Consider the following 20,767-nt stretch of genomic DNA (forward strand, 5'->3'; position numbering starts at 1 on the left):
ACCGCTCAGCGCCGATGGTAGTGTGGGGCCTCCCCATGCGAGAGTAGGTCATCGTCAGGCACTTATTCAGAAACCCCGGCCATTGGTCGGGGTTTCGTCGTTTCGGGGGCCTCCCCATGAAGCGTAGCGGAGCGCCGCCCGCCGGAGCCCGGCGCAATCATCCTCAGGCACCTATCCCGAGAAGACCCCGTGTTCGAAAGAGCACGGGGTTCTTTCATGTGCGGCCCGTGAAAGTGTCAGCTGTTATCATGGCGTTGCGAATGACAACCGGAGATCCTTCTTTGACGCTGACCACCCCGGCCCTGCTCTTTCCCGCCATCTCGTTGCTGCTGCTGGCCTATACCAACCGCTTCCTGGTGCTCGCCCAGCTGATCCGCAAGCTGGCAGACGAGGAGCGCGATCATCATCAGTCCGGCACCGCCCGACAGATCGTGCTGCTGCGTCGGCGCATCTCCCTGACCAAGCGCATGCAGGTGGCGGGTGTGCTGAGCTTCCTGCTCTGTACGCTGTCGATGTTCGCACTCTTCCTGTCGCTCGAACTGCTGGGCATGCTGCTCTTCGGCGTGAGCCTGGTGACCCTGTCCATATCGCTGATCTACTCGCTCTGGGAGGTGACCATTTCCACCAATGCACTCAATGTCCAGTTGAAGGATATCGAGGACCTGAGGAAGGGCACTTCCTCCGTGGTGTCCGAGGAGGCCGGCCCATGACAGTGGCCGGTGAGCTGCTGCTCTATTGTCGTCCGGGGTTCGAGCCGGACCTGGCGGCAGAGCTCACGGAAAAGGCCATGGCGCTGGGCTGGCAGGGAGAGGCCGATATCAAGCCAGACGCCGGTTTCGTCCGCTTCATTGCTGCCGGGGATGCGCCAGCCAACGCGCTGCATCGGGCACTGCCGCTGGCGAGTCTGGTGTTTGCCCGCCAGAGCCTGCTCGCGCTGCCGCCGCTATTGCTTCCGCGCGAGGATCGCCTCACCCCGATACTCGACCAGGTCGTGGCGAGTGGCTGGAGCTTCGATTCGGTCTGGCAGGAGACGCCGGACACCAACGAGGCCAAGGCCCTCGCCGGCTTGATCAAGGCGCTCAAACGACCGCTGGAGTCGCTGCTCAAGAAGCGGGGCGCCCTGCGGCGCAAGGCCGGCGGGCGCCGACTTCACCTGCTGTGGAGTGACGGAGACCGGGTGCAACTGGGTATGAGCTTTCCCGGCAATCGCAGCGAACTCCCGGGGGGAATTCGGCGGTTGCGTTTTCCCCATCGTGCGCCGAGCCGCTCCACCCTCAAGCTGGAGGAAGCCTGGCACGAGTTCATTCCGCGAGACGAATGGGGCGAGCGCCTGGAGGAGGGCATGCAGGCGGCCGACCTGGGCGCCGCCCCCGGCGGCTGGACCTGGCAGCTGGTGCAGCGCGGCATGCATGTCTATGCCATCGACAATGGCCCCATGGACAAGGGATTGATGGCAACGGGGCTGGTGGAACACCTGCGCGAGGACGGCTTCGTCTGGGAACCGCCCGGCCGGCTCGACTGGCTGGTGTGCGATATCGTCGACAAGCCGTCGCGCGTGATGGCGATGGTCCAGCGCTGGCTGGTGAGGCGCTGGTGCCGGGAGGCGGTCTTCAACCTGAAGTTGCCCATGAAGCGACGCTGGGAGGAGGTCTCCCGCTGCCTCTCGGGCCTTGAGTCTGCGCTCGCAGAGGCCGGCGTCCGGGCCGAGGTGGCGTGTCGCCACCTCTACCATGATCGCGAGGAGGTGACGGTGCACGTGCGGATCCTGGGCGTGGCCTGATCCGCGAGCCGTCAGTGGGTCGTGGGCTCGTAGATGCGGATACGTTCCTCCTCGGTCAGCAGCGGCAGCAGGCTCTGCATGACCCGGGCGCGTGTCTCGCTCTGGTACCACTCCTTCCAGGCGCGCATGTCGCGCCACTTGGTGATCATCAGACGTCGATCGCTGTGGCCTAGTTCGACGAGGCTCTCGCCGCCGACGAAGCCGCGCGCACCGAGGGAATGGCGCATGGCCTCCCGGGCGGCCGCCTCGTATTCCTCCTCCAGGCCGGGCATGATACGACGTTCGATAATGATCTTGATCATCCGTTACTCCCTTACTTAACTGTCCTGAAACGAGGTCATCGATGGTTGATTCCGCGGATTCCCTGCCGGCCTGTGATGCACAACTCGATACCACGGGGCTCTACTGCCCCGAGCCGATCATGCTGATGCACAACAAGGTGCGCGACATGCACGCGGGGGAGGTGCTCAAGGTGGTCGCCAGCGACCCGGCCACGACCCGTGACATCCCCAAGTTCTGCAGTTTCCTCGGGCATGAGCTCCTGTACCAGCAGGAAGACGACGGCAGCTACCTCTACTTTATCCGTCTCGGCTGAGTCGCGACCAGTCCGTCAGTCGGTCGGGGGGTCAACGTCGTTGCCGGGCATGACCATCAGCGCCAGGGCCTCGAGGGTGTTGGGGTCCTCGTGGCGGATGCGGTTGGCGATCTGCCGCTGGAAGAAGTAGACCACGCGGTGGCGGCTGTGGCCGGGATAGAGGCAGGGGTCGCCCGGCAGGATCGGGGTGGTCTCGATGAGCCGCTCGTCGGCGAGCAGGGCCTCCACGGTACCGTCGCTGTACAGGCGCCAGCCGAAGACCTGCTTCAGCTGCCAGGGCGCATCGCTCTCGTCCATGCACAGGGCATGGGTCCCCTGGGTCTCGGGAAGCTGCTGGATCAGCGTGGTCTCGTCGGTCTCCTCGTAATCGAAGTAGGCGGCGGCGTGCTCGAGCTCCAGCACCTTGTGTTCGGGGGCCTCCTCGAAGAGCTCCTCGGTCTCCGGGTCGCGATAGCCGATGAAATGGCCGTGTTCGGCGTCATCCAGGCGATGGCAGGGCGTGAGGGCTTCCATCCACGGCACCAGGCCGACCACCTCACCATCTTCCTGCAGCCCCCAGGCCAGCAAGGGCATGCCATACAGGGTGTCGGCATCCGAGGCGAGCCGATAGACCATCTCCAGATTGTCCAGTTCGGGGGAAAGGCGAACCAACCGGCGCCGGGCCAGTTGACGTTGGCGCATGGCCTCGAGGTCGATGACCTGGGCGGGGCGTGGTGACTGCGGGATTCCCATGATGTCCCTCCAAGTGCTGCGTGGTCACGGCATCGGCCTGGTAAGCAGCGCACTGCGTCACTGTAGTCTCATCAATAGCACAGAGTGATTGCCGAGGTTAAGTCCCGGCGGTTCATCGGCAGTGATGGGCGAGCCGATTGCGCAGTGCAGCGTGGCGCTCGCGGGCCGCCGTGAAGGCCGGCAGGGGGGCCTCGGGGTCGATCAGCGACAGCCAGCGTCGCCGATAGTCGGCCACCGCCGGCGGGGGCGCCACATGTACCTCGAGGAGGGCGTCGATGGCCCCGAGCCAGTGCCGGGCGGCGCGGTCTAGCTCATCCAGCCAGGTCGCCAGTCGGGTCGCCTCGGGCGAGCCGGCCAGGCGGTCGGGCGCTTCGCCACAGGCTGCCCCGCCATCGCCTTCCAGGGCGTCCTCGATCAGCGTCGAGGCTTCGTTCAGGCGCTGTTCGGCGAGCAGCAGGGTGCGCAGCAGCTCGGCCGAGAGCGGGCGCTCCTGCAGGGTCTTGAGGTGACCCTCAAGGGTGGCCGACTCGGGAACCCAGGTCCGGTCGAACTGGTGCAGGGTCGCCTCGCGCAGATAGCTCAGGGCGGCGCTGCGTGGCTCGACCTCGTCGAGGGCCTCCGGGGAGAGGGGAGAGCTCGCCCGGGAGAAGTTCTTTACCCACTCTTCGGAGGCGAACAGGGCGTTCCAGCTGACCTGTGGCAGCTGGTCGGTCTTGGTGGCGGTGAGCCGGGCCAGGCGTTCACGGCTGTCATCGGAGAGGGCGTCCGGTGCGTCGCTGTTCCAGCAGCCGCTCAGCCGGCGCCAAAGTTCGAGCTCGTAGAGCCAGCGCTGGCTGGGGGGCGCCACCTTGCCGAGCTGGTTGTTGCGTCCCGCCACGAGGTTGGCGATATGACACTCGCGCAGTGCATAGATGTCGAGCATGCCCTCGCGGGTCTCGACAATCTCGAACAGCCGCTGGTCCTGTGCGGGGAAGGCCGCGATATTGTCCGGGACCGAGCGTGGCGGCGCCTCGAGCGAGAGGGCCTCGGCGAGGCGCTGCTGGTAGTCGCGGAGCAGGACCTCGCTGTCGCCCTCGCCGCAGCCGGCCAGCAGCAGTAACAGCATCGCCACTAGCCCCTGGATCCCGCGATGGCGGGATGCACGGTCGGCGTCACTCCGCAGGAATCTCGATCTCTCCATGGGCCTTCGCCTTGCTGATGCGCCTGAGCCGCTCGCCCAGCAGCACGGCGGCGGTGGTCAAGCCGCCAATCAGGCCGATCCAGTAGCCGTGGACACCCAGCGGGTCGATCCACCCGAGCAGGCCATGCTCTCCCAGCCAGTGACCTCCCCCCAGCCCCACCAGCCAGTAGGCCAGCAGGGTGATCAGCATGATGATGCGGGTGTCCTTGTAGCCCCGCAAGGCCCCGGCCAGGTTGACCTGCAGGGCGTCCGATACCTGGTAAAGAATCGCCAGGCCGACCAGCGTCAGGGTCAGGCGCTGCACCTCGCTGTCGTGAGTATAAAGCCTGATCACCGGCTCGGCGGTGAGCCACAGCAACAGGCTGTTGAGCCCCGCCACGGCCAGCGCCACCAGGATGCCGTGCCAGGCCACCAGTCGGGCGGCATCGGGGCGGCCCTGGCCCAGGGTGTTGCCGACCCGCACGGTCAGGGCCATGCCCAGGGAGAGCGGCAGCATGAACAGGATCGAGGTGTAGTTGAGCGCTACCTGGTGGGCCGCCACGGTGATCTCGCCGAGACTGGCGATGAACAGGGCGATCAGGGTGAACAGTGTCACCTCCACGAAGATCGCTACGCCGATGGGCACGCCCACGTGGAGCAGCTCGCCGATCAGCGCCCAACGTGGGGACGTCGGCGAATGCCAGAGCGCGACGTCACCATAGGCCCGAGAGCGCCGGGTGTAGGCGATCATCGCCAGGCCCATCACCCACATGGAGAGCGCCGTGGCAATGCCGCAGCCCAGGGCGCCGAGGGCCGGCAAGTCCTGCACGCTGCCAGGCAGCCAGTCGCCGAACAGCCCCGTCAGCCCCTCGCCGCCGTAGATCAGTACGAAGTTGCAGGGGATGTTCACCCCGAGGCCGACCAGGCTGATCCACAGCGACGGTCGGGTATGGTTCATGCCGTCCGAGAAGGCGCGCAGCGCCTGGAAGAGGGCCACCCCGGGCATGCCGAAGGCCACGGCGGCCAGGTAGGCGGCGGCGCGCCCGGCGACCTCCTCGGGCACCGCCATCAGGCGGAAGATCGGCATTACCGTGAACCACAGCAGCGCCGCGGCGACCATGCCCAGGACGAGGGCGATCCACAGTGCCTGGTGGACGCAGGGGCGGATCCCTGCCGTGCGGCCGCCCCCCAGCAGCTGGGCGACGATCGGCGTCAGCCCCATGAGCGTGCCGGTCATGAACAGCATCAGCGGCATCCACAGACTGGAGCCCACCGAGACGGCCGCGAGGTCGGTGGCGCTGAGTCGCCCGGTCATCATCACGTCGGCGACGCTCATGCCGGCCTGGGCCAGCTGTGCCCCGCAGATGGGCAGGGCCAGGCGCATCAGGGGGCGCGTTTCCTTGCGGCTGGTGGCCAGCAGGCGTGAGGCGAACGAGGCCAAGGCAGCAGCTCCATGCGTCGAGAGTGAGTCGGCAGCGTCCGGCCCGGGACGAGCGCCGGCAGGCCGCTCAGTCTATCAGGAGGCATCGATTTTCGCGCCGCGCCTCCTTGCCCCTATAATGGCGCCCTTTACGCCTTTCAGGAGCCTGCGTGAGCCACCGACTCGAGGATGTCATTGCGCTGTTCGACGGCCTCTTCCTGCCCCGTTATCAAACCCGCCTGGTGCGCGGCGGCGGCGAGCCCCTCTACCTGCCGGCCGACGATGCCTCTCCCTGGCACCGGGTGATCTTCGCCCGGGGTTTCTACGCCAGCGCCCTGCACGAGGTCAGCCATTGGTGCATCGCCGGGGCCCGGCGGCGACGGCTCGAGGACTACGGCTACTGGTACCTGCCCGACGGCCGGGACGCCAGCGAGCAGCGCGACTTCGAGGCGGTGGAGGTGGCGCCCCAGGCGCTGGAACTGCTCTTCTCGCGAGCCTGCGGCCGGCCCTTCAACGTCAGCGTCGACAACCTGGGCGAGGTGGAGGTCGACCGCGAGGGCTTCCAGGCACGGGTCGAGGCGCGCGCCGAGCGCTACCTGCGCGAAGGGCTGCCGGCCCGTGCGGCGGCCTTCCGGCGGGCGCTGGCGGCCTACTATCGTGAAGGGGCCAGCCTCGAGCAGGCCGTGGCGGCCGGGCGCCGTCGGCTCGCGTCGGCAGGGTCGCAGCCCGTCCCGGCGATCGACTAGGCTTGAGGTCAGTGTCCAGCCGATCGGAGGCCGCCCGTGGCCGACTCCCTGCCCCAGGAGCACCGCTTCCTCGCCGCCCTGCGCGATGATGAGTGGCCCGACCCCGCGAAGGCCGGGCGGCTCGACGAAGTGGGGTTGTCCCCCGAGGCGCTGGTCGAGCTCTTCGATTCACAGCTGACCAGCCGCCACCTCGACCTCCAGGCCCGGCGGCTCCAGGCACGGGGCGAGGGCTTCTACACCATCGGCAGTGCCGGCCACGAGGGCAACGCCGCCATCGCCCTGGCGTTCCGCCCCGGCGATCCGGCCTTCCTGCACTACCGTGACGCCGCCTTCCTGATCCAGCGCAGCCGAGCCGTGCCGGGCCAGACGCCGATCCGCGACCTGCTGCTGAGCGTCACGGCCTCGTCGGAGGACCCGATCTCCGGTGGTCGCCACAAGGTGCTGGGCTCGAGACGGCTCAGCATCCCGCCGCAGACCAGCACCATCGCCTCCCACCTGCCCAAGGCGGTGGGGGCGGCCCACAGCCTCGGCCTGTGGCGGCGCCTGGGTGGCGGCGGCGAGTGGGCGCCGGACAGCGTGGTGATCTGCAGCTTCGGCGATGCCTCCTTCAACCACTCCACCGCCCAGGGCGCCCTCAATGCCGCGGGCTGGGCCGCCTGGCAGGGCGCGCCCATGCCGCTGGTGATGGTCTGCGAGGACAACGGCATCGGCATCTCCATGCCCACGCCGCCTGGCTGGATCGCCGCCAGCATGCGCGCCCGTCCCGGCTTTCACTATCTCGCCTGCGACGGTCTCGACCTGCTGGACACCTGGCGGGTCGCCCGTGAGGCCGCGCACATCGCCCGCACCCGTCGTCAGCCGGTGTTCCTCCACATGCACTGTGTGCGCCTGTTCGGGCATGCCGGTTCCGATGCCCAGCAGGCCTACCTGTCGGCCGCACGCATCGAGGCCGACGAGGCCCGCGACCCGCTGCTGGTCAGCGCCGGCCTGCTGCGTCGCCACGGCGTGCTCTCCGTGGAGGCGATCGCCGAGCGCTACCGGGCGATCGGCGAGCGGGTTGCCCGGGAGGCCGAGGCGGTGATCCGGCGACCGCAGCTCGAGAGCGCCGCAGAGGTCATGGCGAGCATCGTGCCGCCGTCGCGTCCCGGCCGGCAGCAACCCTGGCAGGGGGAGGTCGATCCCACCCCGGCCCCCATGGCCAGGCTGATCAACCAGGCGCTGGCGCGGCTGATGATCCGCTATCCGCACCTGGTGATGGCCGGCGAGGACATCGGCCGCAAGGGCGGTGTCTACGGGGTCACCCAGCGGCTGCAGGCGCAGTTCGGCCCGCACCGGGTGATCGATACGCTGCTCGACGAGCAGAGCATCCTGGGACTGGGGATTGGCCTGGCCCAGAGCGGCCTGGTGCCGATCCTGGAGATCCAGTTCCTCGCCTACCTGCACAACGCCGAGGACCAGCTGCGCGGTGAGGCGGCCACGCTGAGCTTCTTCTCCGCTGGCCAGTACACCAACCCGATGGTGGTGCGTATTGCCGGGCTCGGCTACCAGAAGGGCTTCGGCGGTCACTTCCATAACGACAATGCGATTGCCGTGCTGCGCGACATCCCCGGGCTGCTGGTGGCCTGCCCATCCAGCGGGGCCGAGGCGGTGGGGCTGCTGCAGGAGGCGGTGCGCCTGGCCGACGAGGAGCAGCGGGTGGTGGTGGTGCTCGAGCCCATCGCCCGCTACCACGCCCGGGACCTGCTGGAGGAGGGGGACGATCGCGGCTGCTGCGCCGATCCGGGGCCGGATTACCGCCTGGCGGTGGGTGAGCTCGGCCAATGGGGAGAGGGGCGCGACCTGGCCATCGTCAGCTACGGCAACGGGATCCACCTGTCACGGCAGGCGGCCGTCCGCCTCGAGGACGAGGGCATCGCGCTGCGCCTCATCGACCTGCGCTGGCTGACCGCCATCGACCACGATGCCCTGCATCGCCGGGTGGCTGACTGTGCGGGCATCCTGGTGGTGGACGAGTGCCGGCGGTCGGGCTCGCCGAGCGAGGAGCTGATCACCGGCCTGGTCGAGCGCGGCGTGGCGGGCGAGCGCCTGGCGCGGCTGACCGCCGAGGACAGCTTCATCCCCCTGGGGCCGGCCGCCACGGTCACGCTGCCCTCGGTGGTGGGCATCGTCGAACGGGCCAGGGAGCTGCTGGGGCGGCCGGGGGCGTAGTGGCAGGGTCGCGCTCAGTCGTCAACGTCATCGCCGTCCAGCAGACGGCCATCGAAGGGCAGGACTTCGGGAGAGGCGATGCCCGGGGCGAGGCGTTGGTGCAGGTTGAGCATCACCGCCACCTCGTGCTCGGGGCGCAGCGGCTCGAGGCCTAGCTCGCCGAACAGCTCGCCCCGGGCCCGGGCCCAGTCGCCGGGTTCGATCTCAGCATAGAGGCTCTCTGCCGGGGCCAGTTCGACGAAGGGGTCGAGGCCGTAGGTGTCGAAGAGTCGCGAGATCGCCGCCTCGTCATCACTCACGCCTGCCGTGAAGAGGGTTTTGCTGAAGTGGTCATTCTCGAGCTCGCGGATCACGTCCAGCGGGCTCACGCCCATGCTGTTGAGCTCCTCCAGGCTGTACTCGCCCAGCGAGACCATCTCGCTGTCCAGCCAGTCGTCGTCCGGCTGGATCAGGGTGTGTTTGACCCGCCCGTCGGGCAGTGTCCAGGCGATGGCCAGCGGCAATCCGCCGTCCTCGCCGGTCTCGACGGCGATGAAGCCGGGAATCTCCTTGCTCTCGGGGCCGGCCATGTCAGGACTCCTCATGTTCGATGGCGTGGCGCGTCTCGCCTGCCGGCAGGCGGAAGAAGGCGAGCGCGGTCGCGGTGGTGGCGTGGGCCAGCGCGACCTCGTCCATGCCGCGCCAGTGGGCGATTTCCCGCACGATCCAGGGCAGCAGGGCCGGTTCGTGGCGTCTGCCCTTGAGTTTGGCAGGTAAATTGCGCGGCAGCAGGTACGGGCAGTCGGTTTCCACCATCAGCCGGTCCAGGGGAATCTCGCCGACCAGCTCGCGCAGGTGGTGGCCGCGACGCTCGTCGCACAGCCAGCCGGTCAGGCCGATGTGCAGGTCCAGGTCCCGGTAACCGTAGAGGGTCTCGCGATCGGCGGTGAAGCAGTGCACTACCGCGTCGGGGATATCGTCTCGCCAGGCATGCAGCATCTCGCGCATGCGGCGCCCGGCGTCCCGCTCATGGAGGAACAGCGGCTTGCCGCTCTCCGCCGCCAGGCCGAGCTGGGCCTCGAAGGCGCGCTCCTGCTCGGCGGGGGTAGAGAAGTTGCGGTTGAAGTCGAGGCCGCACTCGCCCACCGCCACCACCTCGGGCTGGCGGTGCAGGTCGCGCATCGACCGCTCCAGCGCCGGGTCCCAGTGGCTGGCATCGTGGGGGTGCACCCCGGCGGTGGCGAAGAGCCCCGGGTGGCGACGGGCCAGCGCCACGGCCTGTTCGGCATGCTCGCGGTCGGTGCCGGTGAGAATCAGGGTGGTGACGTTCGCCGCCCGGGCGCGGGCCAGCACCGCCGCCAGGTCCCGGGCGAAACTCGCGTGGGTCAGGTTGGCGCCGATGTCCACCAGCGGCCCGGGCGAGGTGAAGCGCAGGGCCTGGGGCAGGACGTCGTCGCAGGGGGCGGTCGGGGCAACCAAGGCGGAACTCCTTCTGGGATCAGGCGCGCATTGTACCCGTCGCCACGGCGGGCCGGCCATGCGTTACACTAGCGCCCTCGATGAATGAAGAGGTGAGCGCGTGACCCTGCTACGTCTGGAACAGCTGCAACTGGCCTACGGCACCCAAGTGCTGCTCGACGGCGCCGACCTGGTGCTGGAGAAGGGCGAGCGCCTCGCCCTGGTGGGGCGCAACGGGACCGGCAAGTCGACCCTGCTCAAGCTGGTGGCCGGCGAGATCCAGGCCGATGGTGGCCACATCTGGCGGGCGCCGGGGTTGAAGATCGGGGTGCTCGCCCAGGAGCTGCCGGATGCCACCGGCCAGACCATCTTCGACGTGGTGGCCCAGGGCCTTCCCGAGGCCGGTGAACTGCTCTCCGAGTATCACCACCTGATCCACGACGAGACGCCGGACATGCGACGCATGGCCGAGCTGCAGACGCGGATCGAGGCGATCGACGGCTGGTCCTTCCACCAGCGCATCGACGTGGTGCTGACCCGACTGGGGCTGCCTGCCGACGCCGAGATGGCCGCGCTCTCCGGTGGCTGGCGGCGCCGCGTGGCGCTGGCCCGGGCGCTGGTCGCCGAGCCCGACCTGCTAATGTTAGACGAGCCCACCAACCACCTCGACCTCGACACCATCGCCTGGCTCGAGGAGCAGCTGCTGGACTTCAATGGCGCCGTGCTCTTCATCACCCACGACCGTGCCTTCCTCTCGAAGCTTGCCACGGCGATCCTCGAGCTCGACCGCGGGCGCCTGGGCCGCTATCCCGGGGATTACGCCGCCTACCAGGAGCAGAAGACCCACGAACTGGAGGTCGAGGCCCGGGAGCATGCCGAGTTCGACAAGAAGCTCGCCCAGGAGGAGGCCTGGATCCGCCAGGGCATCAAGGCACGGCGCACCCGCAACGAGGGACGGGTGAGGGCGCTGGAGCAGCTGCGCCGGGAGCGCAGCGAACGCCGCGAACGCCAGGGCAAGGCCTCGCTCTCCGTCGACAGCGGCGCCCGCAGCGGCAAGCGGGTAGTGAGCCTCGAGCACGTCACCCAGCGCTTCGGCGACGAGGTGGTGATCGACGACCTCAGCCTCGAGATCCAGCGCGGCGACCGCATCGGCTTCATCGGCCGCAACGGTGCCGGCAAGACGACCCTGCTCAAGATCCTGCTCGGCGAGCTCGAGCCGACCGAGGGCAAGGTGCAGTTCGGGACCAAGCTGCAGGTCGCCTATTTCGACCAGCTGCGCGCCGGGCTGGAGCCGGAGAAGAGCGTCTACGACAACGTGGCCCAGGGCAGCGATCGCATCGCCGTGGGCGGCCGCGACCGCCACGTGATGAGCTACCTGCAGGACTTCCTGTTCACCCCGGACCGGGTGCGCCAACCGGTCAAGGCGCTCTCCGGCGGCGAGTCCAACCGCCTGCTGCTGGCCAAGCTGTTCACCCAGCCGGCCAATGTCCTGGTGCTCGACGAGCCCACCAACGACCTCGACGTCGAGACCCTGGAGCTGCTCGAGGAACTGCTGCTCGACTTCGACGGCACCCTGTTGCTGGTTTCCCACGACCGCGCCTTCATGGACAACGTGGTGACCAGCGTGCTGGCCTTCGAGGGCCAGGGCCGGGTGCGCGAGTACGTGGGCGGCTACAGCGACTGGGTACGCCAGGGGGGCAGGCTGCCCCCGGCCCCCTGGGAGGGGGCGGCGCGCCAGCAGGCCGAACCCGCGGCCCCGGCGGCGAGCAATAACGCGGCAGAGGCCAGGTCGGCCTCCGAGTCCGCCACGGCGAACCGGCCGGCCAAGCTCTCCTACAAGCTGCAGCGCGAGCTCGACGGCCTGCCGGCCGAGATCGAGCGCCTCGAGGGCGAGGTGGCCGCCTTCGAGGCACGGGTCGGCGACCCGGCCTTCTACCAGCAGGATGCCGAGACCGTGACCGCGACCCTGCAGTCGCTGAACGATACCCAGGCCGAGCTGGAAGCGGCCATGGAGCGCTGGATGGAACTGGAGGCGATGGCGGCAGGAGAGTGACAGGGCGAGGCGTCGCCGGCGTAGGGCCCGAAACAGCAAGGGCGCCCAAGGGGCGCCCTTGCGGTCTATCGGGTCGAAGCGGGCGGTTACTCCTCGCTCTTCTCGCCCTTGGCCCCCACCCGCACGGCCAGTACGTCGCACTGGGCGCCGTGCAGCACACCGGTGGAGGTGGAGCCGAGCAGCAGGGCGAAGCCATGGCGGCCGTGGGAGCCGACCACGATCAGGTCGACGTCATGCTCCTCGGCGAAGCGGTGGATCTCGGTATCGGGCATGCCCACCACCACGTGCTGGTTCTCCTTGGGCACATGGGTGTCGGCGATCTCGGCCAGGCGCTGCTTGGCGTGCTCGTCGAGCTGGTCCTGGATGCTGGTGAGGTCCATGGGGATGTCGCCGCCATAGGCGAAGCCCAGCGGCTCCAGGGTATGCATGATGGACAGCTTGGCCTGGTTGCGGTCGGCGATCTGCATCGCCCGCTCCAGGACCTTGTGGGAGTCCTTTGTCAGGTCGACGGCGACCAGGACATGACGATATTCGTTGCTCATGGTGTGACTCTCCGTACAGCATCCAGCGTGTTTGGGGATGCTTCCACTCTAGGACGGCTCGCGTGACAAGACAACGACTTGCATCAAGATTCACAGGGAGAACGGCATGGCATGGTTGATCATTCTCGTCGCGGTGATGCTGGTGATCTCGCCGCTACTCTGGCTCAAGCCGAACCCGCGCCAGAAGCGGGTGGCGCGGATGCGAACGGCCATGAGCCGGGCGGGCGTCACCGTCAAGCTGGACAAGCCACCCTTTCATGAAGCCAGGGGCGTCATGCCCCACTACCGCTGGCCCTATCCGCCGCAACAGCCGGGGCCCGACTTCACGCTGGTGCGAGATTCGAAGGCCGGGCCGGCGCTCAAGCCGTTCCGGCATGGCTGGTACTGGCGCTTCGAGCCGCTGCGGCCCCTGCCGGCGGCGGCCGAGGCGCCCCTCGAGGCGCTGCTGACGCGCCTGCCGCTGGATGCCAGTGTGCTGGAGTCGAACCGGGCCGCCCTCGGGCTCTGGTGGTGGGAGTCGCAGGATACCGAGCGCTTCTCCAGCTATCTGGAGGACTTCACGGCCCTGCGCGACGCCCTGGCCGGGCGTCCCGACCATCCCGAGAAGGAGGTGCCCCTGGAGGGCCCGCGCGCCTGAGCGCGGTCACTGTGCATCCTCGCGGGCCTGGATCGCCAGGCCGTTCTCCTCGATGCGCGACAGCAGGCTCGCCAGCTGGTCGACCTCCGCGTCGTCGAGGCCGGCCAGCATCTCGCTGCGCGCCTGGCTGACCACCGCATCGATCTGCTCCAGCAGCGGCGTGGCCTCGGGCGTCAGGTAGATGCGCTTGGTGCGGCGGTCCTGGTCGCAGCCGCGCCGCTCGATCAGTCCCTGCTCGGAGAGCTGGTCCAGGGTACGGACCAGTGAGGGCGCCTCGACGCCGATGGCGCGGGCCAGGTCGCACTGCGGCTGGCCGTCACCGAGCCGCCAGAGGTGGTAGAGGGTGATCCAGCGGGTCTGGGTCAGGCCCAGCGGCGCCAGTCGCCGGTCGATGACGGCGCGCCACAGGCGCGGCACGCGGGACAGCTGGAAGCCGATGTTCTGGTGCATGGGTCTGTGCATCCGGGATGAGCCTGAGCGGATTGTCCGAACCGCCGCCGTGTAATGCAAGCAGGCTTATCATTGCACACCCTTGGCCGATCCGGCGTCATCCTCTGCCTCGCCTTCCTCGCCTTCCTCGCCTTCCTCGCCTTCCTCGCCTTCCTCGCCTTCCTCGCCTTCCTCGCCTTCCTCGTCCGCCCGGGTCTCGTCCTCCGGGGCCTCCTCGGGACCCGGGGAGCCGGGCGCCTTCGCCGCCGCCTGCTGGACCTCCTCCTCGGGTGCCTCCTCGGGTCCCGCCTCTGTAACGGACTCGGGCCGGGGCAGGAGCCGCCGGACATCCAGGCCGGGAATGCCCGAGGGCCGCTGTATCGTGCCGTCGGCCAGGGTCGCCGCCCCGGCGTCGTCACTCACCGTGAAGCGCAGCATCCCGATCCGCTGGCCGCTGTCGGTCATCACGTCGATGCGCCATCTGCCGCCCGCCTCCTCGGGGAAGTTCTGCTTGTGGCTCCAGGCCCGGTAGCCGGCCGCGCGTCCCCCCTGGATCTCCAGCGGGATGCGGTCGACCTCCTCGCCGTCCTGTCGCCATACATGCACCACCTCCTCGCGCAGGCCGCGAGGGGCATGGATCGCCGTGAAGGCATAGAGCCCCTCGCTGGTCAGTGCCGCCGGGGTCAGGGACGTGCTGCCGACCGGTCTCCTGGCCTCGGTATCGAACTCGGGCGAGAGGGCACTGCCCGAGATCCACAGGCTGGCCGGCGGCACCCAGGCGCGTCCCGCCCAGGCCACGCCGGCCAGCAACGGCAGCAGGGCCAGCATCGCCAGCCAGCGCGAGGGACTCATGGGCCGCAGCAGGTGCATCAGGCTCGGCAGGCTGAACAGCACCATGGCGCCGATGGCCAGCAGCAGGCTCTGGCCGGTGGTCAGGTGGAGCAGGGTGGGCAGGGTGACCAGGACCACCAGGAACACGCACTGCGCATGGAAGGCGAAGTAGACCCAGCGCAGCCGACCGGCCAGCCGATAGTAGAGCGGGTCGAGGATCGACAGCAGCGCCATGGCCAGGACCAGCAGGGTGAAAAGCGCCTGGCCGCTGTGCCATACCGTGGTGGCGAGCAGGAAGGGCAGGGTGAAGAACAGGGTCTCCTGGTGGATCAACTGGGCGATGAAGGTGGTCACACCCCGGGGCAGGGGCGGGTAGCCACGCCGGACCAGCAGTCGGCCGATCAGGCTCTCGGAGAGCAGCAGTACCCAGGCCAGCAGCATGCCCAGGGCCAGCATGCCGCCCAGCCACTGCTGGCGCTCGACCAGGAAGAAGCTCCCCAGCCCGGCGGCCAGGGCCATCGGGGGCCACAGCCAGCTCCAGGGCCGGGCGCGCTCCACCAGGCGTTCGAGGCGGGACTGCCAGGCGCCGAGGCGCGGTGACGGTTCGCCGGCGGCAGGGGATGCAGGGGAGTGGGGCGCGCCCATCGGCGGTTCTCGGTTCATCCGTCGAGTCTAACAGCGCCCGCCCCGCTGGGGTGAGTCGTCGGGACCTGCCATGCTGTCGGCAGGGGCTTGACGTTAGGGCTCGGCTGCACCAAGCTGTCGAAAATCAAACGGCCGTATGAATTCCTGCATGGAGGTTCGTGGATGATCTATCAAGGCAATGCCATCACGGTGGCGCGTGGTCTCGAGGAAGCAGGCGATGCCATCGCCACCCTGACCTTCGACCTGAAGGGCGAGTCCGTCAACAAGCTCTCCAGCGCCGTGGTCGCGGAACTGGGCGAGGCCGTTGCGGCCATCCGTGCCGAGAAGGGCCTCGAGGGGCTGGTGATCGGCAGCGCCAAGGAGGCGTTCATCGTCGGCGCCGACATCACCGAGTTCCACGGCATGTTCGAGCAGGGCCCGGAGCAGCTCGAGGCCATGCTCGAGCGGGTGCACGGCATCTTCAATGCCATCGAGGACCTGCCGTTCCCCACCGTCACCGCCATCAATGGCCTGGCCCTGGGCGGAGGCTGCGAGATCACCCTGACCACCGACTTTCGCGTCATGGCCGAGTCCGCGAAAATCGGCCTGCCCGAGACCAAGCTCGGCATCCTGCCCGGCTGGGGCGGCTGCGTGCGCCTGCCGCGGCTCATCGGCGCCGACAACGCCATCGAGTGGATCGCCGGCGGCACCGAGAACCGCGCCGAGGCCGCCCTGACGATGGGGGCGGTGGACGCCGTGGTGCCGGGCGAGCAGCTGCAGGCCGCGGCCCTGGACATCCTGGCCCGCGCCCACCGGGGAGAGCTCGACTACCAGGCCCGCCGCGCCGAGAAGAGCGCGCCGCTCACGCTCGGCCCCCTCGAGCAGATGATGGCCTTCGAGACCGCCAAGGGCTACGTCAAGGGCAAGGCGGGACCGCACTACCCGGCGCCGGTGGAGGCCATCAAGGTGGTCCAGAAGGGCGCCGGCGAGTCGCGCGCCCGTGCCCAGGCCATCGAGGCCAAGGCCTTCGCCAAGCTGGCGCTCTCCGAGGTGGCCTTCAACCTGGTCGGCCTGTTCATGAACGACCAGGTGGTCAAGAAGAAAGGCAGCCAGTACGAGAAGCAGGCGCGGCCCGTCAAGCAGGCGGCGGTGCTCGGCGCCGGCATCATGGGGGGCGGCATCGCCTACCAGAGCGCCTCCAAGGGCACGCCCATCCTGATGAAGGACATCAAGGAGGAGGCCATCGAGCTTGGCCTCAAGGAAGCCCGCAAGCTGTTCGCCAAGCAGGTGGAGCGGGGCAAGCTCTCCACCGGGCAGATGGCCGAGAAGCTCAGCAACATTCGCCCGACCCTCTCCTACGGCGACTTCGGCCACGTCGATCTGGTGGTCGAGGCGGTGGTCGAGAACCCCAAGGTCAAGGACGCGGTGCTCACCGAGGTGGAAGGCCAGGTGGGGGAGGAGACGATACTGGCCTCCAACACCTCGACCATCTCCATCACCCGCCTGGCCGAGAACCTCAAGCGGCCTGAGAACTTCTGCGGCATGCACTTCTTCAACCCGGTGCACCGCATGCCGCTGGTGGAGGTGATCCGCGGCGAGAAGACCTCCGACGCCGCGGTGGCGGCCACCGTGGCCTATGCCCGGGCCATGGGCAAGACGCCCATCGTGGTCAACGACTGCCCGGGGTTTCTGGTCAACCGGGTGCTCTTCCCCTACTTCGGCGGCTTCAGCCAGTTGGTGGAGCAGGGCGCCGACTTCCAGCATATCGACAAGGTGATGGAGAAATTCGGCTGGCCCATGGGACCCGCCTACCTGCTCGACGTGGTGGGCATGGACACCGCGGTGCACGCCGGCGAGGTGATGGCCGAGGGCTTCCCGGAGCGGATGGCCGGCATGGCCGGTGAGCGGGGAGACGGCCAGGGCAAGAGCGCCATCCAGGTCATGGTGGAGAACGACCGCCTGGGCCAGAAGAACGCCAAGGGCTTCTACGCCTACGAGGAGGACCGCAAGGGCAAGCCCCGGAAGGTCACCGACGAGGCCGCCATCGAGCTGGTCAAGGGCGTGGCCAGGGAGCGCCGCGAGTTCTCCGACGAGGAGATCATCGCCCGCATGATGGTGCCGCTCTGCCTTGAGACCGTGCGCTGCCTGGAGGACGACATCGTCGGCAGCCCGGCCGAGGCCGACATGGCGCTGATCTACGGCATCGGTTTCCCGCCGTTCCGCGGCGGTGCGCTGCGCTACATCGATGCCATGGGCGTCGACGCCTTCGTCGCCCAGGCCGAGCGCCTGGCCGAGCATCTCGGCCCGCTCTATGCGCCCACCGAGAAGCTGCGCCAGATGGCCGCCTCCGGCGAGAAATTCTACGCCAGCAAGGCCCAGGGCTGACGCGTCCACACGAGATGCCACGCAACGGTCAGGACGTTCCGGACATTATTTAAGGAGTTATCGATGAGCTTGAATCCGAGAGACGTGGTGGTGGTCGACTGTGCCCGTTCCGCCATGGCCAAGGCGAAGCAGGGGGCCTTCCGCCACGTGCGCGCCGAGAACCTCTCCGCCGCGGTGATGCAGGCGCTGTTCGACCGCAACCCGGGGCTCGACCCCGCCGAGGTCGACGACGTGATCTGGGGCTGCGTCAACCAGACCCTGGAGCAGGGCATGAACATCGCCCGCAACGCGGCGATCCTCACCGGCATCCCACACACCGTGCCGGCGCAGACGGTCAATCGCCTGTGCGGCTCCTCGATGAGCGCGCTGCACATCGCCGCCGCCAACATCCGGGCCGGCATGGGCGAGTTCTACATCATCGGCGGCGTGGAGCACATGGAGCACGTGGGCATGACCCATGGCGTCGACGTCAACCCGGCGGCCAGCAAGCACGTGGCCAAGGCGGCCATGATGATGGGGCTGACCGCGGAGTTGCTGGGCAAGATGCACGGCATCTCCCGCCAGGAGCAGGACGCCTTCGGCGTGCGCTCGCACCAGCGGGCCCAGGCGGCGATGGAGAACGGCGGGTTCGACCGCGAGATCATCGGCATCGAGGGCCATGACGCCAATGGCTTCCGGGTGCGGGTCGACCGCGACGAGGTGATCCGCAGCGACGCCAGCCTGGAGAGGATGGCCGAGCTGAAGCCGGCCTTCGACCCCCGCGGCGGCACCGTCACCGCCGGCACCTCCTCGGCGCTCTCGGTGGGGGCGGCCGGCATGGCGGTGATGAGCTACGAGCGCGCCCAGGCCCTGGGCCTTGAGCCCATCGCCCGGGTGCTCTCCACCGGGGTGGCCGCCTGCGATGCCTCCATCATGGGCTATGGCCCGGTGCCGGCCTCGAAGAAGGCGCTGAAGGCGGCGGGGCTGACCATCGACGACATCCAGACCGTGGAGCTCAACGAGGCCTTTGCCGCCCAGGCGCTGCCGGTGCTCAAGGACCTGGGCCTGCGCGACGCCATGGACGACAAGGTCAACCTCCACGGCGGCGCCATCGCCCTGGGCCACCCGCTGGGTTGCTCCGGGGCGCGCATCAGCACCACCCTGCTCAACGTGATGCAGGAGCGTGAGACCACCCTGGGCCTGGCCACCATGTGCATCGGCATGGGGCAGGGCGTGGCCACGGTGTTCGAACGCCTCAGGTAACCCGCCCGGCCTGAAAACGGTCGCGGTGATACGCAGAACGGCACCCTTCGGGGTGCCGTTCTGCGTTGCGGGCACGGGTTTCATTCGAGCCTTGCTGCGGCGTGCTCGGCCAGGCGGGGTTGGTCGTTGCGTTCGGACATCATGCTCTCGGCCTCGACCCATCCCTGTTCTCGGTAGAAGCGCAGCGCCCCTTCGTGCAGGGGCGCGCTGAGCCCCTCTCGGATCATCGCCTGGGGCGTCAGCTGGCCCAGGGCGGGATGGGCCGCCTTGAAGCGTGCGAAGTTGTCGAACACGCTGGAGACCAGCCGGTAGACCAGGTCGGCGTCGGTGTCCGCCTTGGTGACCAGGGTGGCCTTGACCCCGAAGGTGCTCACTGCCTGCTGGTCCGGGCCGTAGAGGCCGGCGGGGATCGAGGCCCGCGTGAAATAGGGGTAGGCGTCCACCAGCAGGTCGACGAACTCGCCCTGCACGTCGACGATCTCGGCATTGCACAGCCGGATGGCCTGGGCCACCGAGGCATTGGGATGGCCCACGGTATAGACCATGGCATCGATGTTGCCGTGGCAGAGCTCCATGGACTGCTGGTCGGCCGGCAGGTCGTGGATCTGGCGAAAGTTGCTGCGGCTCCAGCCCCGGGCATCCATCAGCCTGAGCATGGTGCCGCGCTGGCCGGAGCCCGGGTTGCCGATGTTCACCGAGCGCTGCTGAAGGTCCTCGAAGTCCCGAATCCCGGCATCGCGTCGCACCACCAGGGTGAAGGGCTCGCTGTGCAGCGAGAAGATGGAGCGCAGCGCCTCGTCCGGGCCGTCGTTCCGGAACCCCTCGGTGCCCAGGGTGGCATACTGGTGCAGATCCGACTGGGCCATGGCGAGCTGAAGATCGCCGCGTCGCAGCCCGCGCAGGTTGGCACTGGAGCCGTCGCCGGGCTGCGCCCGGCAGGGCGTCTCGACGACTCGGCACAGTGCCCGGCCGACCACGTGGTAGACCCCGGCAGGGCTGGCGGTGGCGATGATCAGGGGATCGTCGGCCTGCGCCGACGGCGGGTTCCAGAGGAACAGGCTGGTCAGGCCGATCCCCAGCAGCCTTGCGGTTGGTTTCATGACTCACCTCGCGTCAGTGAGTCGGCCAGAGGCACTCCCGGTCCAAGAGGGGGGCCGGGCGGAAGCCGGAGGGAGGGACTTCTCATCGCGTCTGGTCGACGTATCGTGTTGTTCTGTTGATCTTGTCGTTGTCTTGTTGTCGCGCGATCAGCCGATGCGGCGTTCGACAAGGCCCGAGAATCCCTGCGAGTAGACGGGCCTCCTTGAGGTATAGCAGGGGCTTAAGGATCGGAAGGGACTATCGACGGAATTTAATCGCATATGGTTAGAGCACGCCGGCGTCCAGCCCCGCGGCCATTGCCATGCCCAGTTCCTCCACCTGGTCGACGAAGTCCTCTTGCCACTCGCCGCGCAGGGTCAGCGGTTCCTGCACCCACTTCCAGCGCAGGCCGGTGACGATCCCCTCCACGGCCCGGCGGGTGCCGGTGCCGTCGCGGCCGGCGCGGATATAGAGCGCGCAGGGCAGCCCCTGCTTCTCCTCCAGCACCGGGTAGTAGCTGCGGTCGAAGAAGTCCTTAAGGGCGCCGCTCATGTAGCCCAGGTTCTCGGTGGTGCCGAGCAGGATGGCATCGCAGGCCAGCACATCCTCGGGGCCGGCCTCCAGGGGTGGCTTGACGGTGACCTCGACGCCCTCGATATCGGGATGACGTCCCCCGCGCTCGGCGGCCTCGCGGAGCCGGAGGGTATTGGGCGAAGGGGCATGGGCGACGATCAGCAGGCGAGGCATGGCGGTCTCCCGGGTTGAACTCGTGGCTTGCGACCATCATGCCATGGAGAAGTGGCGTTGACAGGCGCCGGGCTTTCTCCGACGCTGAGTCGGCGCTCTCGCACCGTCACGTCGAAACGT

20 protein-coding genes are annotated in these 20,767 nt (G+C 68.6%); 9 read left to right on the forward strand and 11 right to left on the reverse strand.

What is annotated here, in order from left to right; all coding sequences use genetic code 11:
• The first annotated feature begins 281 nt into the window (after nt 1-281).
• Complete coding sequence (locus QLQ83_RS00510) at nt 282-710, forward strand: DUF2721 domain-containing protein (protein WP_282733627.1); 429 nt, start codon at nt 282-284, stop codon at nt 708-710.
• Entirely contained in the window at nt 707-1,780 is a 1,074-nt protein-coding gene (gene rlmM / locus QLQ83_RS00515; RefSeq protein WP_282733628.1) for a 23S rRNA (cytidine(2498)-2'-O)-methyltransferase RlmM, read from the forward strand. Before QLQ83_RS00510 ends, rlmM begins: the two co-directional genes overlap by 4 nt.
• Before the next feature lie 11 nt (nt 1,781-1,791).
• Here rlmM and QLQ83_RS00520 read toward each other — a convergent pair whose 3' ends face one another.
• Entirely contained in the window at nt 1,792-2,082 is a 291-nt protein-coding gene (locus QLQ83_RS00520) for an antibiotic biosynthesis monooxygenase family protein (RefSeq protein WP_106228982.1), read from the reverse strand.
• A 41-nt stretch (nt 2,083-2,123) separates the two neighbouring features.
• Here QLQ83_RS00520 and tusA point away from each other — a divergent pair, with 41 nt between their 5' ends.
• Entirely contained in the window at nt 2,124-2,375 is a 252-nt protein-coding gene (tusA, locus tag QLQ83_RS00525; protein WP_282733629.1) for a sulfurtransferase TusA, read from the forward strand.
• Nucleotides 2,376-2,390: 15 nt separating this feature from the next.
• Here tusA and QLQ83_RS00530 read toward each other — a convergent pair whose 3' ends face one another.
• The 3 genes from QLQ83_RS00530 to QLQ83_RS00540 all read right to left on the reverse strand — a co-directional run bounded on the left by QLQ83_RS00530 (nt 2,391) and on the right by QLQ83_RS00540 (nt 5,650).
• Nucleotides 2,391-3,107, reverse strand: coding sequence for a hypothetical protein (locus QLQ83_RS00530; protein ID WP_282733630.1), 717 nt, complete (start codon nt 3,105-3,107; stop codon nt 2,391-2,393).
• Nucleotides 3,108-3,219: 112 nt separating this feature from the next.
• Nucleotides 3,220-4,287: a DUF3080 family protein gene (locus QLQ83_RS00535; RefSeq protein WP_282733631.1), complete on the reverse strand. Its 1,068-nt coding sequence runs from the start codon at nt 4,285-4,287 to the stop codon at nt 3,220-3,222.
• Complete coding sequence (locus QLQ83_RS00540; RefSeq protein ID WP_407650072.1) at nt 4,259-5,650, reverse strand: MATE family efflux transporter; 1,392 nt, start codon at nt 5,648-5,650, stop codon at nt 4,259-4,261. Before QLQ83_RS00540 ends, QLQ83_RS00535 begins: the two co-directional genes overlap by 29 nt.
• Before the next feature lie 206 nt (nt 5,651-5,856).
• Between QLQ83_RS00540 and QLQ83_RS00545 the strand changes: the two genes are divergently transcribed.
• Both QLQ83_RS00545 and QLQ83_RS00550 read left to right on the forward strand, forming a co-directional pair.
• The gene (locus tag QLQ83_RS00545) at nt 5,857-6,432 is read left to right on the forward strand and encodes an elongation factor P hydroxylase (protein WP_282733633.1); all 576 of its coding nucleotides are present in this window, start codon (nt 5,857-5,859) and stop codon (nt 6,430-6,432) included.
• A 36-nt stretch (nt 6,433-6,468) separates the two neighbouring features.
• A complete protein-coding gene (locus tag QLQ83_RS00550) occupies nt 6,469-8,640 on the forward strand; it encodes a thiamine pyrophosphate-dependent enzyme (RefSeq protein WP_282733634.1) in 2,172 nt (723 codons plus the stop codon).
• A gap of 14 nt (nt 8,641-8,654) precedes the next feature.
• On the opposite strand, the gene QLQ83_RS00555 is transcribed toward QLQ83_RS00550, so the two are convergent.
• Together QLQ83_RS00555 and QLQ83_RS00560 are read right to left on the reverse strand one after the other, a co-directional pair.
• Nucleotides 8,655-9,209 carry a hypothetical protein gene (locus QLQ83_RS00555; RefSeq protein ID WP_282733635.1) on the reverse strand — a complete coding sequence of 185 codons (555 nt, stop codon included), beginning with the start codon at nt 9,207-9,209 and terminating at the stop codon, nt 8,655-8,657.
• Between the two features lies 1 nt (nt 9,210).
• Complete coding sequence (locus QLQ83_RS00560; protein WP_282733636.1) at nt 9,211-10,098, reverse strand: TatD family hydrolase; 888 nt, start codon at nt 10,096-10,098, stop codon at nt 9,211-9,213.
• A gap of 100 nt (nt 10,099-10,198) precedes the next feature.
• On the opposite strand from QLQ83_RS00560, the gene QLQ83_RS00565 reads away from it, so the two are divergent.
• Nucleotides 10,199-12,130: an ATP-binding cassette domain-containing protein gene (locus tag QLQ83_RS00565; protein ID WP_282733637.1), complete on the forward strand. Its 1,932-nt coding sequence runs from the start codon at nt 10,199-10,201 to the stop codon at nt 12,128-12,130.
• 86 nt (nt 12,131-12,216) lie between these two features.
• Here QLQ83_RS00565 and QLQ83_RS00570 read toward each other — a convergent pair whose 3' ends face one another.
• Nucleotides 12,217-12,672: a universal stress protein gene (locus QLQ83_RS00570; RefSeq protein WP_282733638.1), complete on the reverse strand. Its 456-nt coding sequence runs from the start codon at nt 12,670-12,672 to the stop codon at nt 12,217-12,219.
• Nucleotides 12,673-12,778: 106 nt separating this feature from the next.
• Between QLQ83_RS00570 and QLQ83_RS00575 the strand changes: the two genes are divergently transcribed.
• Entirely contained in the window at nt 12,779-13,309 is a 531-nt protein-coding gene (locus QLQ83_RS00575) for a preprotein translocase subunit YajC (RefSeq protein ID WP_282733639.1), read from the forward strand.
• 6 nt (nt 13,310-13,315) lie between these two features.
• Here QLQ83_RS00575 and slyA read toward each other — a convergent pair whose 3' ends face one another.
• Both slyA and QLQ83_RS00585 read right to left on the reverse strand, forming a co-directional pair.
• Entirely contained in the window at nt 13,316-13,759 is a 444-nt protein-coding gene (gene slyA / locus QLQ83_RS00580; RefSeq protein ID WP_282733640.1) for a transcriptional regulator SlyA, read from the reverse strand.
• Between the two features lie 69 nt (nt 13,760-13,828).
• Nucleotides 13,829-15,232, reverse strand: a complete 1,404-nt coding sequence (locus QLQ83_RS00585) for a DUF5924 family protein (protein WP_326521395.1) — start codon at nt 15,230-15,232, stop codon at nt 13,829-13,831.
• A gap of 144 nt (nt 15,233-15,376) precedes the next feature.
• On the opposite strand from QLQ83_RS00585, the gene fadB reads away from it, so the two are divergent.
• The gene (fadB, locus tag QLQ83_RS00590; RefSeq protein ID WP_282733641.1) at nt 15,377-17,578 is read left to right on the forward strand and encodes a fatty acid oxidation complex subunit alpha FadB; all 2,202 of its coding nucleotides are present in this window, start codon (nt 15,377-15,379) and stop codon (nt 17,576-17,578) included.
• Between the two features lie 63 nt (nt 17,579-17,641).
• Nucleotides 17,642-18,820, forward strand: a complete 1,179-nt coding sequence (gene fadA, locus QLQ83_RS00595; RefSeq protein ID WP_282733642.1) for an acetyl-CoA C-acyltransferase FadA — start codon at nt 17,642-17,644, stop codon at nt 18,818-18,820.
• An 80-nt stretch (nt 18,821-18,900) separates the two neighbouring features.
• Here the strand turns inward: fadA and QLQ83_RS00600 are convergent, their stop codons facing one another.
• Together QLQ83_RS00600 and QLQ83_RS00605 are read right to left on the reverse strand one after the other, a co-directional pair.
• Nucleotides 18,901-19,920, reverse strand: coding sequence for a TAXI family TRAP transporter solute-binding subunit (locus tag QLQ83_RS00600; RefSeq protein WP_282733643.1), 1,020 nt, complete (start codon nt 19,918-19,920; stop codon nt 18,901-18,903).
• Nucleotides 19,921-20,185: 265 nt separating this feature from the next.
• Entirely contained in the window at nt 20,186-20,647 is a 462-nt protein-coding gene (locus tag QLQ83_RS00605) for a flavodoxin family protein (protein ID WP_282733644.1), read from the reverse strand.
• Nucleotides 20,648-20,767 lie beyond the last annotated feature (120 nt).

The organism is Halomonas rhizosphaerae, assembly GCF_030010555.1.
In the GTDB taxonomy this organism is placed as follows: Bacteria; Pseudomonadota; Gammaproteobacteria; order Pseudomonadales; family Halomonadaceae; genus Halomonas; species Halomonas rhizosphaerae.

Excerpts from the sequence above, each read along its gene's own strand:
- rlmM (WP_282733628.1), top strand. The coding sequence starts at position 707 with ATGACAGTGGCCGGTGAGCTGCTGCTCTATTGTCGTCCGGGGTTCGAG.
- QLQ83_RS00520 (WP_106228982.1), bottom strand. The coding sequence starts at position 2,082 with ATGATCAAGATCATTATCGAACGTCGTATCATGCCCGGCCTGGAGGAG.
- tusA (WP_282733629.1), top strand. The coding sequence starts at position 2,124 with ATGGTTGATTCCGCGGATTCCCTGCCGGCCTGTGATGCACAACTCGAT.
- QLQ83_RS00530 (WP_282733630.1), bottom strand. The coding sequence starts at position 3,107 with ATGGGAATCCCGCAGTCACCACGCCCCGCCCAGGTCATCGACCTCGAG.
- QLQ83_RS00535 (WP_282733631.1), bottom strand. The coding sequence starts at position 4,287 with ATGGAGAGATCGAGATTCCTGCGGAGTGACGCCGACCGTGCATCCCGC.
- QLQ83_RS00540 (WP_407650072.1), bottom strand. The coding sequence starts at position 5,650 with ATGCGCCTGGCCCTGCCCATCTGCGGGGCACAGCTGGCCCAGGCCGGC.
- QLQ83_RS00555 (WP_282733635.1), bottom strand. The coding sequence starts at position 9,209 with ATGGCCGGCCCCGAGAGCAAGGAGATTCCCGGCTTCATCGCCGTCGAG.
- QLQ83_RS00570 (WP_282733638.1), bottom strand. The coding sequence starts at position 12,672 with ATGAGCAACGAATATCGTCATGTCCTGGTCGCCGTCGACCTGACAAAG.
- QLQ83_RS00575 (WP_282733639.1), top strand. The coding sequence starts at position 12,779 with ATGGCATGGTTGATCATTCTCGTCGCGGTGATGCTGGTGATCTCGCCG.
- slyA (WP_282733640.1), bottom strand. The coding sequence starts at position 13,759 with ATGCACCAGAACATCGGCTTCCAGCTGTCCCGCGTGCCGCGCCTGTGG.
- QLQ83_RS00585 (WP_326521395.1), bottom strand. The coding sequence starts at position 15,232 with ATGAACCGAGAACCGCCGATGGGCGCGCCCCACTCCCCTGCATCCCCT.
- fadB (WP_282733641.1), top strand. The coding sequence starts at position 15,377 with ATGATCTATCAAGGCAATGCCATCACGGTGGCGCGTGGTCTCGAGGAA.
- fadA (WP_282733642.1), top strand. The coding sequence starts at position 17,642 with ATGAGCTTGAATCCGAGAGACGTGGTGGTGGTCGACTGTGCCCGTTCC.
- QLQ83_RS00600 (WP_282733643.1), bottom strand. The coding sequence starts at position 19,920 with ATGAAACCAACCGCAAGGCTGCTGGGGATCGGCCTGACCAGCCTGTTC.
- QLQ83_RS00605 (WP_282733644.1), bottom strand. The coding sequence starts at position 20,647 with ATGCCTCGCCTGCTGATCGTCGCCCATGCCCCTTCGCCCAATACCCTC.